This is a genomic window from Acinetobacter sp. MYb191 (genome assembly GCF_037572605.1).
Taxonomy (GTDB): domain Bacteria; phylum Pseudomonadota; class Gammaproteobacteria; order Pseudomonadales; family Moraxellaceae; genus Acinetobacter; species Acinetobacter johnsonii.
In genome coordinates this window covers 17,079-31,987 of record NZ_JBBGZP010000007.1, presented here as the reverse complement: position 1 = coordinate 31,987, position 14,909 = coordinate 17,079, and the positions used below count along the sequence as shown (strand labels likewise).

The window sequence follows — 14,909 nt, the reverse complement described above, 5'->3', positions numbered from 1 at the left end:
AATTTATCCACAGTTTAAGCCAAACGCTTAAGAGGAACAACTCACCATCACCTCTGGAACATCCGTTGGCAAAGGTGCTAAATCTTCCGCTTTCTCTAGTGCTACATTTCGCTCAAATGGGTGGCTAAGCAGGTCAAATAAGCGTTCGACTTCTGAGAAATCATTCCGTTCAGCCAGCTCAATCGCTTTTTGTGCCATGTGATTGCGTAGGATATAAACAGGATTGGCTTGCTGCATAGCTGCATTGAGTTCTGTTGTGTCTTGATTTGCACGAATCTGTTCATATTGCGCGAGGAAACTTTCAAACTGACGACGGTCAAGGCAGTCATCTTTAATCATTTCATAGTGTTGATTCTGTAAACGCGTAAAGCTTTGTGTGTAGTCGAGCTGTTCGGTTTGTAGAATTCGTAAGAAGGTCATGGCACAGTCAAAACTGTCAGTGTGGAAATGAGGTAAGCCCATTTTCTGACTTAAACCCAGTTTGTAGTGCTCCAAGAATGTGGGTTCATAGTGCTCTAGGCAATCGGCAAGGTCTTGCTTCCATTGTTCTTTGTCATAGTCTTGCGGACAAAGCGGAATGAGGTTATTCAACCATGTCCATAAGTTCCAATGTCCAATGCTTGGCTGCTGCTGATAGGTATAGCGGCCTTGGTAGTCGGAGTGATTGTTAATCCAATTCGGACGGAAGCGCTCCATAAAGCCATAAGGACCAAAATCGAGGGTTGAACCTGTAATGTTTAAATTATCAGTATTCATCACTCCATGTGCGAAGCCGACCAGTTGCCATTTGGCAATCATTACCGCAGTCCGTTGAATCACTTGGGTTGCAAATGCCAAAACAGGTTGTTCCGCATCTAAACACTCGGGGTAATGCCATGCGATACATCTTTGGGTGAATTCGTCGAGTAAATCAGGTTGATACTGATTAATCCACTCAAAATGTCCTAAGCGAATATGACAGTCTGACGTACGTAACATCATCGCACCGAGTTCCAATTTTTCCCGCTGCACGCCTTGAGCCGATGAGGTAAAGCCCACCGCGTTGCTTGAAGCCACGCCTAAACTATTCAGCGCATGTCCAGCCAAGTACTCACGAATGACAGAACGAAGTACCGCACGACCATCTCCCATACGCGAGTAAGGAGTAGAGCCTGCACCCTTTAAATGCAGGTCAATGGTTTGCCCATGTTGATCGAGGATTTGTGCGATCAATAAACCCCGACCATCACCGAGCTGTCCTACCCACTGACCAAATTGATGTCCTGCATAGACCATTGCCAATGGTTCAAATTCACTAAAGGTTTTTTGTCCGCTACAAATCTCTACCCAAGACTGTTTGTCGGCTTCAGACCATTGCAACTGTTCTGCTAAAGCGGCATTGAAATGACCTGCTTTTGCTTCTTTCAGTGGCAGGGGGTGTTGATGGTGATAAAGCTTTGACGGAAGGAGAGAATAGCGTGAATTGAACTGCATAGTGAAGGATCACAAGGGATAAGCCATGACCCTATCAATATAGCAAAGTTTTAGTGTTAAGACATATATCCAACTGTTTTAGTCAACTATAAACAGTTTGGCACCTTTTGAGGTGGACGAGCGATGAGCTTCGGCTTGATCCGCAACTTGGTAACTCATGCCAGCCGTGAGGGTAAAGCTACGACCATCATCTAGTTCGGTGTGTAGTTCACCTTCTAAGCACAACAGGATATGCCCTTTAGAACACCAATGGTCGGCCAGATAGTTCTCAGAATACTCCACCATACGCACGCGAATTGTGTCAAATTGCTGAGTACGCCATAGGGCATAACCTTGATCACCTGTATGACGGGTGGTTGGTATCTCGGCCCAGTTGGTGAGACCGAAAGGAATATTCTTAATATCCATGTTGTTATCCTTTATTAACTGCTAAAAAAAGCCCCTTGCGGAGCTTTCTTTTGAAATGGTGAATCAGATAATTAATTACTGAGAAACAGTGGCTTTTTTAATGCTACGCATCAAGGTGGTCAAGGTTTGACGATGATGACCGAGGCGCTGTTCGACTAACTGAAACTCAATTTTGAGTTTCTCATCCATCTGGTGAATTTTTTCTGCCACAGCCGTTTTCTTGGCTTGAATTTCTTGTTCTTTCAATTTTGCCCAGTCATTCAAGGTCTGGGTGAACGCATCATACTCTTGTGCAATACGAGCTTTAGCAGAACTAATGTCATCACTGACATTTAGACCATGAACTTCTAAGTCCTGTTCTGCGTATTTAAACTTCATCGCAAGTTCAGCTTTTTTAATATTAAAGCTTGGAATACGGCGTAAGTTTTTAGCTAAACCGAGTTTTGAGCATGACCAAATCAACCATTTTGTTGGATCATATTGCCACCATTTCACGCCGTTACGATAGTCGTATTGGAAAATGTGGTGGTAATTATGATAACCCTCACCCCAAGTGGCAATGGCTAACCAGAAGTTGTCACGTGCAGTATTTTCATCGGTATATGGACGCTTGCCCCACATATGACATAAAGAGTTAATAAAGAATGTGACATGGTGGCTGAGGATTAAACGCATTAATCCACCCAATAATAACACGCCCCATAGGTCCCCTACAGCCCAACCAATTGGTAGTAAAATACCAGTGTGGACGATGATCACTAAAGGAACATAGTATTTGTGTTGGAACATTACCAATTTGTCATTGAGCAAATCGGGTGCATTTTTAAAGTCCGGTTCTGCTGATGGATAGTCACGAAGCATCCAACCCATGTGCGCATACCAAAAGCCATTGTTAATCGAGTACGGATCTTTCTCGATATCATCGACATGGCGGTGGTGGGTTCGGTGACCTGAACTCCAAAATAAAATACTGTTTTGCACGGCAAAGGTACCCATAATCATCAAAATGATTTTTAAAGGTAAGCTTGCTTCATAAGCACGGTGTGCCCATAAGCGGTGATAGCCAGCGGTAATACCTAAGCTACTAACACCCAGTAATACAAACATACTGATCCAAGCGGCTAAGCTGAAATCATGCTGAAAGGCATATAAGGGAATTGCAATCACAGCCACAATGGGAAGAAAAACCAATGCAAAAATTGCAACCCAGTTAAATGGGGCTTTGGGTAGGGGAGCATTCATCTCCAACAGCACTCCTGAAACCTTGGGAGGTATAAATGGAAGGTCAATCCATTACTTTTTGCATGGATTAAGCCACAGCATATTAGCATGAGCGAACCATGCTTCACTAGCATTATTGTACAGATGTATTGTACTAAACAGTAACAGAATACGAATGTTTAGATATCGAAATTATCGAAGCATTTCTAGGCTTTATCGTAGCAGAGCGATCAATATGACAAATAACCATTTTCAGTGCCACTGCTCATGTAAAACTCAAGTCAATCTGTGGCCTGTTCAATGCACATCGGTCAAATGTTGTAGCATCATTTTAGGAAAGTCGGTAATTAATCCATCAATGCCACAGTCACGTAAATGTTTGGCGCGCTCGATGTCATTCACTGTCCAAACACTAATGGCTAAATTCGCTTGTTGTGTGGCTTTTAACAAGTCATCAGTTGCCAGTTGGTTCATCCAGCCGATTTGGCAACAGTCGTATTTGAGCGCTTGTTCAATCGCAAGATGTTGAATATCGTCTTCAATCAATAAACCACGTTTAAATGTTGAGTGTTGATCTTGGAGTGCTTGTAGGATTTTAAGATCAAAACTAGTGATGACTGCAGTGCGTTCAAAGCCTCTAAGTTGCTGTGTTAAATGTTGCGTCAGTCGCTCAGCTTCAGCTTGTGTTTCTACAGCTTTGACTTCAACTTCAAGATGTTCGAAGTCCTGCATAATCTGAAGGGCTTGTAGCAATGTTGGGGTACTTTGCTTTTTCCAGTCTAACCAAATATGTGCTTGATTGTAGGTATCGAGTTGTGTGCTGTTTAATGGGTAGAGCGCTTGGTCGATACCTGTGGTTCGGAGCATGTTGTCATCATGCATAATGATCAGTTCATGGTCTTTGAGCTGACGAACATCAAATTCGACCGCACGTATGCCTAGATCATGAATATATTGAAAACCGCCGAGTGTATTTTCTGGGGCTTCGCCACGTGCACCACGATGTCCGATAATTCTCATATTGAACCTGATCTATATACGTCTTTTGAGTGATTGTAGCGCTAAAAATATCTGATTGGGATAGACTCTAAGGTGGAGATATCAGATATGCGTAAATGCGATTCGTAATGGTTTTTGGCAGAATTGAATTTGAATGAAATGTTTCTGTGATATTCACTTTAACTGATGGTATTTGACGAGTTTTACGCTTGGAAAATGGTTTTGGTTTCTTTTCCCAAAAGAAGAATAATATCAAAAAGTCTTCCTGTGATTAATTCACTGGAAGACTCTGAAAAAATCTATTTCGTTCTAAATACTTAGAACGGTTTAAATGGTTTCATTAATATTTTTTTGCCAAAGTACTTCTGAGCCACCTTCAGCACGCTGTAAAGCACGCGATGCAACAAAAAGCCAATCCGATAAGCGGTTGAGCAACTGTAGAGCTGTGCTTTGAATATTTTGATCACGAGTGTGCACCGACATTAAGCTACGTTCAGCTCGGCGACATACTGCTCGTGCTTGATGTGCATAGCTACATGCTAAAGAACCCGAAGGTAAGATAAATTCTTTAAGCATGGGTAAGTCTTCATTCATGCGGTCAATTTCTTGTTCAAGAAACTCAATACAAACCGGTTGGAGCAAGTGATAGTTGGGAATACAGACTTCACCGCCTAAGTCGAAAAGCCAATGCTGAATCAGGCTTAAGCTTTTATCCCATGTTGCTTTGTCCGTGATTTGACTTGCGGTAATTTGAGCACGAAGTACGCCAATTGTTGAATTAAGTTCATCCACATCACCAAGTGCGGTAATTCTTAGATCATCTTTAGTCACACGTGATCCATCACCCAGACCTGTGGTGCCTGAGTCGCCAGTACGGGTATAAATTTTACTTAAACGGTGGCCCATAATTTGTCCTGCCTAAAGAATGAAAAAAAGGATAATGCCGGTCAAAACATTATCCATAAACTGCGCTGTTTTAAATTTTTTTTGAGTCTTTACATTAAATTAATAACGGAAAGTGACTCCTGCGGTAGCCAGGCGGCCACTTGCAAGGTAGTACGAACTAACTTCGTTATTCCAGGCTGCTTTATAAGTTGTATCACCAAGGTTATGAATGTTTGAGAAAACTTTGACGTGTGGATTAATTTGCCAATAAGCATTCATATCAATTGTTGCATATCCAGGAATCTCTTGAACATCTTTAGATGGACCTTTAGCAACTAAAGAGGTTGTAAAGCCATAAACGCCATTATCCCAACCAGCAGATAATGTAAAGTTTTGACGTGGACGGTTTGGAGCATCTTTGTCCGTATCATCATTTTTGGGTTGTACATAAGCATATTCTGCATTTGCAAATAAGCTATCCTGTTTCCACTTTAAACCAAGCTCGGATCCAGTGAACGTTGCTTTCTTCAGATTATAAAACTTAAATCCTGTAGAGGCATCAGATACCATGAGATTATCGACTTTGGTTTGATAAACAGAACCATACAGTTGAATACCGTAATTAAGGGAATGATCAAAACCTAGTTCATAAGAAATACTTTCTTCTGGTTTTAAGTCTGGGTTACCGCCCCACCATGATGGTTCAGAAATAATTTGGCCTACAACAGGTGCTCTAAATGCTGTACCTACGTTGGTATAAAAACTTGTGTTGGGTGTGGCAAAGTAGCGAGCAGCGAGTTGACCAACAGTGTGTGTTCCAAACTGCTGATTATCTTCTACACGAACACCTGCTTGGGTTGAGAATAGGTCATTTTTAAACTGGTGTTGTACGTAATAGCCAATCGTCTCATTGTCTGATTTAAAACCTTCATCACCTACATAAGCTGCAACTTTTTCTGCTTCAGTTTTATTGTATTCAACACCAAAAAGTACGTTTTGGTATTGGGTGAATTGCCATTTTAAGTTGGAGTCAATTTCTTGCTGCTCAGTATTTACAATAGACGGATATGAGCCTTTTACTACTTCATATTGGTCTTCAAATTGAGAAAGACGAGTATTCCAAGTTAGGTTATCGCTAAAGTTTAAGCGGCCTTGGACATTGTATAAGCGGTTAAGGAAATCATAAGCTTCAGGAGCGCCGTAAGAAAAATAATCGCCAGTTCCTTTATTTTCTTTAACTTCAGCAGAAAGATCATAAGCTTCTTTTTCTACACCTACTTTCGCGCTATAGCCTTTTTGGTCAAAGCCTGCTTTACGGTCATCATTGGCAATAATTTGATCGCCATCAGTTTCAAAACGTTGACCGCGGAGCTGAGCATAAAAACCGTCTTCTGCAACATCAACACCTAAAATGGTTTTATAAGTACTACGTTCACCAGCTTCAACAGTTGTAAATATTGAGTTTTCTGTTGGAATCTTAGAAATGAGTTGAATCACCCCCCCAATTGCATCAGTACCATATTGGACAGAGGCTGGACCTTTAAGGATTTCAATTTGTTTCACATCCGAAAGATCAAAAAGGGGAATGTTAGTCCCAGCTACAGTTGCAATATTTGAGCGCATCCCATCTTGTAGAAATAAAGTATGTGATGCATTGGTACCGCGTAAATATACTGATGCCGTTTGTCCGTAGCCGCCGACTTGCTTAACAGTTAGCCCTGCTTCTTTAGTAAGTAAGGTTGGAAGATCTGTAATTGGAGACTGTTCAATGGTTTTTTCATCGATTACAGAAATACGTGCTGGTACGTCTTTAATCTTTTCTTCAGAACGTGTTGCAGTGACAACCAATGTATCTAAAGACGCATTAATGCTGTCTTGTGCAGATGCAGAAACGGAGAAACCCATCGCAATAGCGATTGCGCCTACTAAAGCTGTAGGCTGAAATAAATTTGACATGCTGGCTCCATACATTCACCCCCCGTGAATGATTGAGTTAAATGGCGCAATAAGCAGGTCTCCGGACTTAAATATAAATATTGCGAACAATATTGGTATATCCATCTTCCCACACGAGTGCAGTGATGTAAGTGCAAACACTTATAAAGATATACGTTTCGTTTTACCGTTGCGGGGGCAGTGTTGGACTCTCACCAACTTCCCTAAAGCATAATGCTTAGACTTATTGCATTTGCGCGAAGTATAAGGTTTGTATGTGAATTAAACAATCTATGTAAAGATTTTTCAGGATGAACTTTACGCAAGGCGAAAAAATTGCATTACAATGATTCGCCCTGTTATTTATAGATCAGCTATAAATAGGGTTGAGCCAGAGTCATAATCTATGCGAACCCGTGCCAAAATTTGTGGGATTACCCGTAGCCAAGATATTCAAGCTGTGGTCAATGCCGGGGCTGATGCAATTGGTTTTGTATTTTTCCCGCCCAGTCCACGCCATGTCAGTGTAGCTCAGGCTAAAGAATTGATTCAACATGTGCCTGCCTATGTGCAAACTGTTGGACTTTTTGTGAATGCCACTGCGGATGACATTGCCGATGTGTTAAAACAAGTGGCGCTCGATATCATTCAGTTTCATGGTGATGAAACACCAGAAGACTGTCAGGCGATTGCGGCACAAGTAGGACGTCGTTGGTATAAAGCCATTCAAGTGAAACCTGAACAGGATGTGGTGGCAGAAGTTCAACGCTTTCAACAGGCCGGGGCAAGTGCAGTGCTCTTAGATGCATGGCATCCTGAACTGAAAGGGGGAACAGGACACAGTTTTGACTGGTCACAATTCCCCAAACTGGATATTCCTTTAATTTTAGCTGGTGGTTTAACCCCAACTAATGTTGAAGACGCTATAAAGACGACTGGGGCTTATGCTGTAGATGTCAGCGGAGGCGTCGAATCCGCTAAAGGTATAAAAGACCAACAACTTATAGAAAACTTCATGCAAGGAGTCCATCGTGGATCAGCAAAGTAATGTGATTGACTATACCCAATACCCAGATGAACGTGGGCATTTTGGTATCCATGGCGGACGTTTTGTGTCAGAAACTCTAATGGCAGCATTAGAAGACTTAGAAAAGCTCTATTTCCGTATGAAAGATGATGAGCAGTTTCTGGCAGAATTCGACCGTGACCTCGCCTACTATGTAGGTCGTCCTAGTCCTTTATATTATGCTGAGCGATGGTCGAAAGAGTTGGGTGGTGCACAAATTTACTTAAAACGTGAAGACCTGAATCATACAGGTTCACATAAAGTGAATAACACCATTGGTCAGGCTTTACTGGCAAAACTGTCGGGTAAAAAACGAATTATTGCTGAAACTGGCGCAGGTCAGCACGGTGTTGCAACGGCTACGATTGCAGCGCGTTTAGGGCTTGAATGTGTGGTATTCATGGGTGCAGAAGACGTGAAACGTCAAGCCATGAATGTCTATCGTATGCGTTTACTCGGCGCAACTGTTGTGCCTGTGGAAAGTGGCTCTAAAACATTGAAAGATGCGATGAATGAAGCCATGCGTGATTGGGTCACCAATGTTGATTCAACTTATTATGTCATTGGTACAGTTGCAGGGCCGCATCCATATCCACAATTGGTACGTGACTTCCAGTCAATTATTGGTCGTGAAGCACGTAAGCAAATTCAGGAACAAGCAGGTCGTTTGCCTGATGCTTTAGTGGCATGTGTAGGCGGTGGTTCAAATGCAATGGGCTTGTTCTACCCATTCTTGAATGACCAAGATGTCAAAATGTATGGTGTTGAAGCCGCAGGTTATGGCATTGAAACAGGTAAACATTCTGCACCATTGAATGCTGGTCATGTCGGAGTTTTACACGGTAACCGTACTTATTTGATGTCGGATGAACAAGGTCAGATCATTGAAACACATTCGATTTCAGCAGGTTTGGATTATCCAGGTGTAGGCCCTGAACATAGCTTCTTGAAAGATATGCATCGTGTTGAATATGTGCCAATCAATGACAATGAAGCTTTACAAGGTTTCCGTGATTTAACCCAGATTGAAGGGATTATTCCAGCACTGGAAAGTTCTCATGCCATGGCGTATGTCACTAAACTTGCGCCAACGATGTCAAAAGATCAAATTATTATTGCGACGGTTTCAGGTCGTGGTGATAAGGACTTAATGACTGTGGCACGTATTGATGGCGTAGAAATGGTTGAGATGTAATTTTCCTCTGGTGTGAAGCTTCTCTCTGTGGAGAAGGTTATACAATATTAAAATCGTGCTGAAGTAATTTAGTACGATTTTTTTGAAATAGATGTTTATCGAAAATATGAATAAGGACAGGCGACCTAGATGTTGGCCGTTGAGCAGCCTTACAGGGATGTAATGTCTGCTCAATAAGATGGTTTTGTTACTTTTGCCGCAACAAAAGTAAGATATTTCCTACTAATGAAAACTTTGGTCAAATTTATCTTACTGGTCATGTAACGTTATCTACATTTTGACGGAGTCTTGCTGCTTACACCTCAAATGTAAGGAGTTCATAATGTTACTTTGGATAAGCCCAAAGTAACCAAAGGCATTGTTATTCGCAAAACTCGTCCTATACTTTCATGTGATTAATGTTGTTTCAAAAACATTTCTCTCGAGGTGTGGTCTACCTCGAACAATTGCGAATGACGTTTCCGTGAATCGCATGTTAGCTGTAAAAATGTTTCAAAAGAAAGGAAATAGAATGCCCAACCTATTTATGGTCATGCTTGGTGGTCGTCATGCCCGCGCCAATACCGAAGTCCATGATGTTGTATTTGCAGTCGCTGACAGTCTAGAAGAGAGTTACCCGCAACTTAAAAATGCATGGTTTGGTGAACAAAAAGGCTTACATATTGATGCTTGGATGCAAGTGAATGGTATTGAATGTCGAGGGAAAAAATACCAAATACAGTTTAGTGATGCCCAACCCCAAGCAGAAGATGAAAAACTGTGGCTCATAAATTTAGGTGGCTATGACTCACGTGAATTTGGTGAATTACATCGTTATGTACTCGTCGTTGCGCCGTATGCCGCAGAAGCCAAACAACTTGGCAAACAATATTTTGATCAAAAGTGGCAAAAGCAACATACAGATCGTGTTTTAGACGTCGATGACTGTATTGCGATTGATTGTGTACATGGTCGTTATGTGGCATTGGTTGAAGCTGAGTTTGATGTAAACACATGGGAAAATACATATCTCATGTTAAATTAAGTTTGAACTATTCCTAATCCTTTTAAGTGATGTATTAAAACGAAAAGCAGGTTTAACGAATAATTTGATGAAAAAACAAACTAAACACTTTTCACCTTTAAAATTATAGGCATAATAGGCTTATGGATATTAATTAACTTTTGCTTAAGGATAAAGCATCAATGGATTTGATACAGTCCAACGGACAACCACATTATGGTCGGTTTAGCGAACTTCCAAAAACCATTGATTTAAATAAGTATCAGTATAAAACCCCATATGGTGAAGTGCTCACTGGCTGGCGGAAAAAGCTAAAATATAAGAAATTTAAGTTTTGTAGCATTCAACATGAACACTACACCATTGGCTTAGCGATTGCTGATATTGCTTGGGCTGGACACGGTTTCGTTTATATTTATGATCATCTCAAAAATGAAGTACTTGAATGGAACGCCGTGAATTTTCTGGCGCGTAAAACCGTATTAGATGAACAGCCTTTATATAATCAAAGTGTATTTGCAAATTCACCTTTTCAAATTGAAATTCAGCATGCCAATGGGGTGCGTTATGTTCAAGTCACCAAGTATGGTGAAATTAAGCTGAGTGCCCGTATTTTCTGCGCAGGCACTGATCCATTGAGTATGTGTAGTCCAACAGGGATTAATGGCTGGACTTATACTCAGAAATTGACCACCTTAGCTTGTGAGGGTTTTTTTACCAATAAAGCCGGGCAGATTATTCAGTTTAATGAGCGGACCTTAGCTGCGCTAGATGATACCTGTGGTTTCCTCCGACCGGAAACAGCTTGGTTTTGGCTCTCTTGTAGTTTTTGGGATGCTGAGGGCAGACGCATTGGGCTCAATTTAGCTTCTGGTGTGAATGAAAGTTTTGGCAATGAAAACTGTCTGTGGATGAATGGAAAGCTCTATACCGTGAGTGATGTTCTGTTTCAAATGGAAGAAGAAGGGCGTTGGAGCATTCGCTCGTTAGATGAACGCTTAAATTTAACAGTGACCACGGGATGGCGCCGTTTTGAAAATCTAAATTTACGGCTTGTCGGTAGTCAGTTTAGTCAGTGGCAAGCCAAGATTAGCGGTACGATTCAGCAGGGTGATCAAGAGGTTGTATTGCTAAATGAATATGGACTGCTCGAACAGCACTATGCAAAGTGGTAAAAACACTTGTGATAAGAAAAACCGGCATCATGCCGGTTTTTCTTATCATTCATTGCGCTTATTGAATTATTTCCCAGCTTGCCAAAAAGCTTCACCCGCTAAAATCGGATCATGACTTTCTGCTAGGGTGTCGATCCAAACATCGTACTGTTCAATCACAGGATGTTGATTGGGATGAAAGTCTTTCTTAAACCAATCGAGATATTGACCACGCATCCGAGACAGTATCCCTTTTTTCCCAAAAAACCAGGGCAGCCCTTTACGCATCATTTGCAAGCGCTGAATACGGTTAAAGCCATCATGTTTAAGCATGACATCTGCACGATAGGTGGTGAAACCAAACATCATCACCGTAGTAAAGGCCAATGCAAATAGACGCGTTGTTTCGGGTACATGTCCGACTTGTTTCATCACATCAAACGCCACATCGCGGTGTTCCATTTCTTCAATGGCATGCCATGCAAATAAAGCACGCACATAAGGGTGAGCCTCAGCCAACGTGGCTTTATGGCTATAAAAAGTCTCGGCCATCAGTGCAGTTAAATGTTCTGCCGCAGCCGTCATGGCAATGTTGTACTGCGGCGAGCGTTTGCTTAATTCGAACTTAAAAATTTTATTTAAACGCTGAATAAACTGATCGACAGGCATGCCTTGTTCTCGCATGACCTGATTCATTTTGTCATGGGCAATGCCATGCTGTGCTTCTTGCTTAATAAAATCGCTGATACGAGCTGCTAAGTTTGGGTCTGTAATATGGTCCCGAAACAAACGCACGCTTTGAATAAAATAGCGTTCTCCATCGGGGAAAGTGAGGCTGAGTGCATCGAACATGCGCGTCCGAAATGGGTCGCCGCCAAACCAAAAACGGGGTACTTCATCGAGCTTAAAATTCAGTTGGGTTCGCACAATCGGTTCAACAGGGGCTGTAACAATGGCATTCATTTTGTTTTACTTCATTTGCCTTGGATGATTGCAGTATGTCGGAGAAAATGCAGTTTGTTTTGACAGATATTGCCATTTTTTATACATTTTACGCCAATGTGAAAATATCGCATGTCAAATAGCGGGTGAGCCGTCATGCAAGAATTACAAATCCCCAATGGTTATTTTCAGCTCTGGAATATGTATCTTATAGAGCAAGGAATTGATTTTCATCAACTCGGTTTTTTAGCGCCATATCAGTATGAACTGGAGCATGTATTACAACTGCCAATCGATACCCAATCGCCATTTTCGTTCTTTCAAACGATTTTACAACTGACGCGAGAACAATTGGATTGTCCTCAGTTGATTATGGAGATGGCAAAATTTATTCAACCTGAGCATTTTGGTGTTTTAGGTTATATGGCCACACGCAGTAATAGCGTGGCTGAAGCACTGAGTTATGTGATGCGTTTTAGTCGTTTGGTGATTGATGGTGCTGAAGTTAGTCCCATGCAGATGCAGCAAAGGGGCGGTGAGATTTGGCTGACTTGGCCTTTTCTCAATGAGAAATATGCTTCACTGAATGAAATGACCATGGCATCCATTGTGCATTTGGCCAAGAAAATTTTTCCCGATCAATTACAGTTCTTAAAAATCCAAATGGCGCATCCAGCCCAGATGGCACAGTATCATTATCAAAAATTTTATGGCTGTGAAGTGAGCTTTAATCAAGCCTGCTATGCCTATGTGATGAGTGCGGACAGTTTGATCTTAAAATCGGGTTTTGCTGATCCTTCCTTAACGCAGCTTTTACTGAAACAAGCAGAAGTAGCAATCGCACTCAAGCCTCGTTATGAAAGCGTATTACAACAGATTCATAGCGCCGTGGCTGATTATCTTAAAGCACATGCGGAAGCCCCTAAAATCGAACAGATTGCCAATGAATTACACCTGTCAACGCGAACCTTACAACGCCAGTTGCAAGACTGGGATAGTTCATTTAAGCGAGTACTTGAGTCAGAGCGCATGAAGAGATGTGAATATTTATTACAGCAAGGCTTGAGTTTGACTGAAATCGCCTTACAACTCGGCTATTCGGGGCAGTCGGCTTTAGCACGTGCGTATAAACAGTACAGTGGACAGACCTTATTACAGTTGAAACGACAACTGAAATAACAACAGGCATAAAAAAGCGCCTTTGGGGAGGCGCTAAAATGTATACAATGATCAGATTGATTTCAGTCGTGGAAAACGAAATACAATCGCAAGGATGGCAAAGATCGCCAGTATCCAACAGTAGTAAATGCTGCCGATGAGTTCAATTGGCGAAAGCTTTGCAATCGAGCAGGCCAATAAAAGCTGTGCGCCATAGGGAATAAGCCCTTGTACAACACATGAAAAGATGTCGAGCAAAGCGGCTGCACGTTTTGGGTCTACACCATATTCTTTAGCGACTTCGCGCGCCATATCGCCCGATAAAATAATCGCTACAGTATTGTTGGCCACAAAAATGTTGGAGAAAACCACCAAAAAGCTCAATCCGATTTCACCTGCGCGCTCACGACCAACTTTAAATAAACGGGTTAGGCTGTAAATGCGTTGAATAAGCCAGTCGAGACCACCTTCTTTTTGCATAATGGTCGAAAGACCGCCCAAAAACATCGACAGTAACGCGACTTCAAACATTCCGACAAAACCATCATAGATGGCTGTGTTGAGTTGAATGACCGTAAATTCTGGTTGTGCAATCAGTCCCATCACCCCAGAGAGCACCACGCCGACTGTAAGTACTGCAAGCACGTGTAAACGACTGAAGGCGAGGAAAAACACCACGACATAGGGCAACACTAGCCAAGGGTTATAGTCTTTTGACTGAATGGTTTCGGTTTGATGGATGCTAAAGACATAAATTGCGATCGTGACTAAAGCTGCAGGTACTGCAATCCAGACATTGACGCGAAACTTGTCTCGAAGCTGAACTTTTTGACTAGTGGTGGCTGCAATGGTGGTATCCGAAATCATGGACAGGTTATCACCAAACATCGCACCGCCTACGACCGCACCTATGGCATAGACTGCGGCAATATCAGTGGCTTGAGAGAAACCAAAGGCAATGGGGGCGCAGGCCGCGATGGTGCCCATCGAGGTGCCCATTGCCGTTGCAATAAACGCTGAAATAATAAATAGCATGGGCAGCACAAAGGCTGGTGGAATCGCAGACAAGCCCATTTGCACTGTGGCATCTACACTACCAATGGCGCTGGTGGTACTGGCAAATGCGCCTGCCAGCATGAACACCATGAACATTAAGATGAGGTTCGGGTGACTTGCACCGCGCAGAAAGGTTTCGATGCCTTGATTCAGCTCACCGCGATAAATCAATACCGCCAAAATAATGGCAGGAATGGCCGCAACAGGCGCTTTCATTTGATAGAACGCAAACTCGGTTCCAATCATAGAATGGTAAATACCACTGCCTAAGAAAATGGCTAAAAAAACAATAAGCGGTAACAGCGCAAGCGCACGTGCTTGCACTAAACCTGAGTTATCGGTGGTCATAGGAGATAGGGAAATGAAAGAATGTGCGTAGTATAATGCAGGTTTTGCTATTTCATAAAACTTTAA

At 42.1% G+C, this 14,909-nt stretch carries 13 protein-coding genes and 1 riboswitch; of the genes, 5 read left to right on the top strand and 8 right to left on the bottom strand.

From position 1 onward, the window contains the following. Positions 1-27 precede the first annotated feature (27 nt). The 6 genes from WH214_RS02715 to WH214_RS02690 form a co-directional block, all read right to left on the bottom strand. The gene (locus WH214_RS02715) at positions 28-1,473 is read right to left on the bottom strand and encodes a protein adenylyltransferase SelO (RefSeq protein WP_339422193.1); all 1,446 of its coding nucleotides are present in this window, start codon (positions 1,471-1,473) and stop codon (positions 28-30) included. 78 nt (positions 1,474-1,551) lie between these two features. Next, positions 1,552-1,881, bottom strand: a complete 330-nt coding sequence (locus tag WH214_RS02710) for a DHCW motif cupin fold protein (protein ID WP_339422194.1) — start codon at positions 1,879-1,881, stop codon at positions 1,552-1,554. 75 nt (positions 1,882-1,956) lie between these two features. Next, positions 1,957-3,123 (bottom strand): acyl-CoA desaturase, encoded by a 1,167-nt coding sequence (locus WH214_RS02705; protein WP_339422195.1) that lies wholly within the window; start codon positions 3,121-3,123, stop codon positions 1,957-1,959. 276 nt (positions 3,124-3,399) lie between these two features. Beyond that, complete coding sequence (locus WH214_RS02700) at positions 3,400-4,122, bottom strand: glycerophosphodiester phosphodiesterase (RefSeq protein WP_339422196.1); 723 nt, start codon at positions 4,120-4,122, stop codon at positions 3,400-3,402. Between the two features lie 306 nt (positions 4,123-4,428). Beyond that, positions 4,429-5,007, bottom strand: a complete 579-nt coding sequence (locus tag WH214_RS02695) for a cob(I)yrinic acid a,c-diamide adenosyltransferase (RefSeq protein ID WP_078388464.1) — start codon at positions 5,005-5,007, stop codon at positions 4,429-4,431. A 99-nt stretch (positions 5,008-5,106) separates the two neighbouring features. Further along, positions 5,107-6,942, bottom strand: coding sequence for a TonB-dependent receptor plug domain-containing protein (locus tag WH214_RS02690; RefSeq protein ID WP_339422197.1), 1,836 nt, complete (start codon positions 6,940-6,942; stop codon positions 5,107-5,109). 35 nt (positions 6,943-6,977) lie between these two features. After that, a riboswitch (cobalamin riboswitch) is annotated at positions 6,978-7,184 on the bottom strand. A 143-nt stretch (positions 7,185-7,327) separates the two neighbouring features. Here WH214_RS02690 and WH214_RS02685 point away from each other — a divergent pair. From WH214_RS02685 to WH214_RS02670, 4 genes are all read left to right on the top strand, one after another. Then, positions 7,328-7,969 carry a phosphoribosylanthranilate isomerase gene (locus WH214_RS02685; protein ID WP_184118568.1) on the top strand — a complete coding sequence of 214 codons (642 nt, stop codon included), beginning with the start codon at positions 7,328-7,330 and terminating at the stop codon, positions 7,967-7,969. Beyond that, positions 7,953-9,182: a tryptophan synthase subunit beta gene (gene trpB / locus WH214_RS02680; protein WP_184118567.1), complete on the top strand. Its 1,230-nt coding sequence runs from the start codon at positions 7,953-7,955 to the stop codon at positions 9,180-9,182. Before WH214_RS02685 ends, trpB begins: the two co-directional genes overlap by 17 nt. Before the next feature lie 511 nt (positions 9,183-9,693). Then, positions 9,694-10,206, top strand: a complete 513-nt coding sequence (locus WH214_RS02675) for a DUF1543 domain-containing protein (protein WP_339422198.1) — start codon at positions 9,694-9,696, stop codon at positions 10,204-10,206. A gap of 161 nt (positions 10,207-10,367) precedes the next feature. Continuing rightward, complete coding sequence (locus WH214_RS02670; RefSeq protein WP_201952462.1) at positions 10,368-11,360, top strand: DUF2804 domain-containing protein; 993 nt, start codon at positions 10,368-10,370, stop codon at positions 11,358-11,360. Between the two features lie 66 nt (positions 11,361-11,426). On the opposite strand, the gene WH214_RS02665 is transcribed toward WH214_RS02670, so the two are convergent. Next, positions 11,427-12,302 carry a metal-dependent hydrolase gene (locus tag WH214_RS02665; RefSeq protein ID WP_339422199.1) on the bottom strand — a complete coding sequence of 292 codons (876 nt, stop codon included), beginning with the start codon at positions 12,300-12,302 and terminating at the stop codon, positions 11,427-11,429. Between the two features lie 135 nt (positions 12,303-12,437). On the opposite strand from WH214_RS02665, the gene WH214_RS02660 reads away from it, so the two are divergent. Then, complete coding sequence (locus WH214_RS02660) at positions 12,438-13,460, top strand: AraC family transcriptional regulator (protein WP_339422200.1); 1,023 nt, start codon at positions 12,438-12,440, stop codon at positions 13,458-13,460. 51 nt (positions 13,461-13,511) lie between these two features. Here WH214_RS02660 and WH214_RS02655 read toward each other — a convergent pair whose 3' ends face one another. Next, positions 13,512-14,843: a Na+/H+ antiporter NhaC family protein gene (locus WH214_RS02655; protein WP_339422201.1), complete on the bottom strand. Its 1,332-nt coding sequence runs from the start codon at positions 14,841-14,843 to the stop codon at positions 13,512-13,514. Between the last annotated feature and the right edge of the window lie 66 nt (positions 14,844-14,909).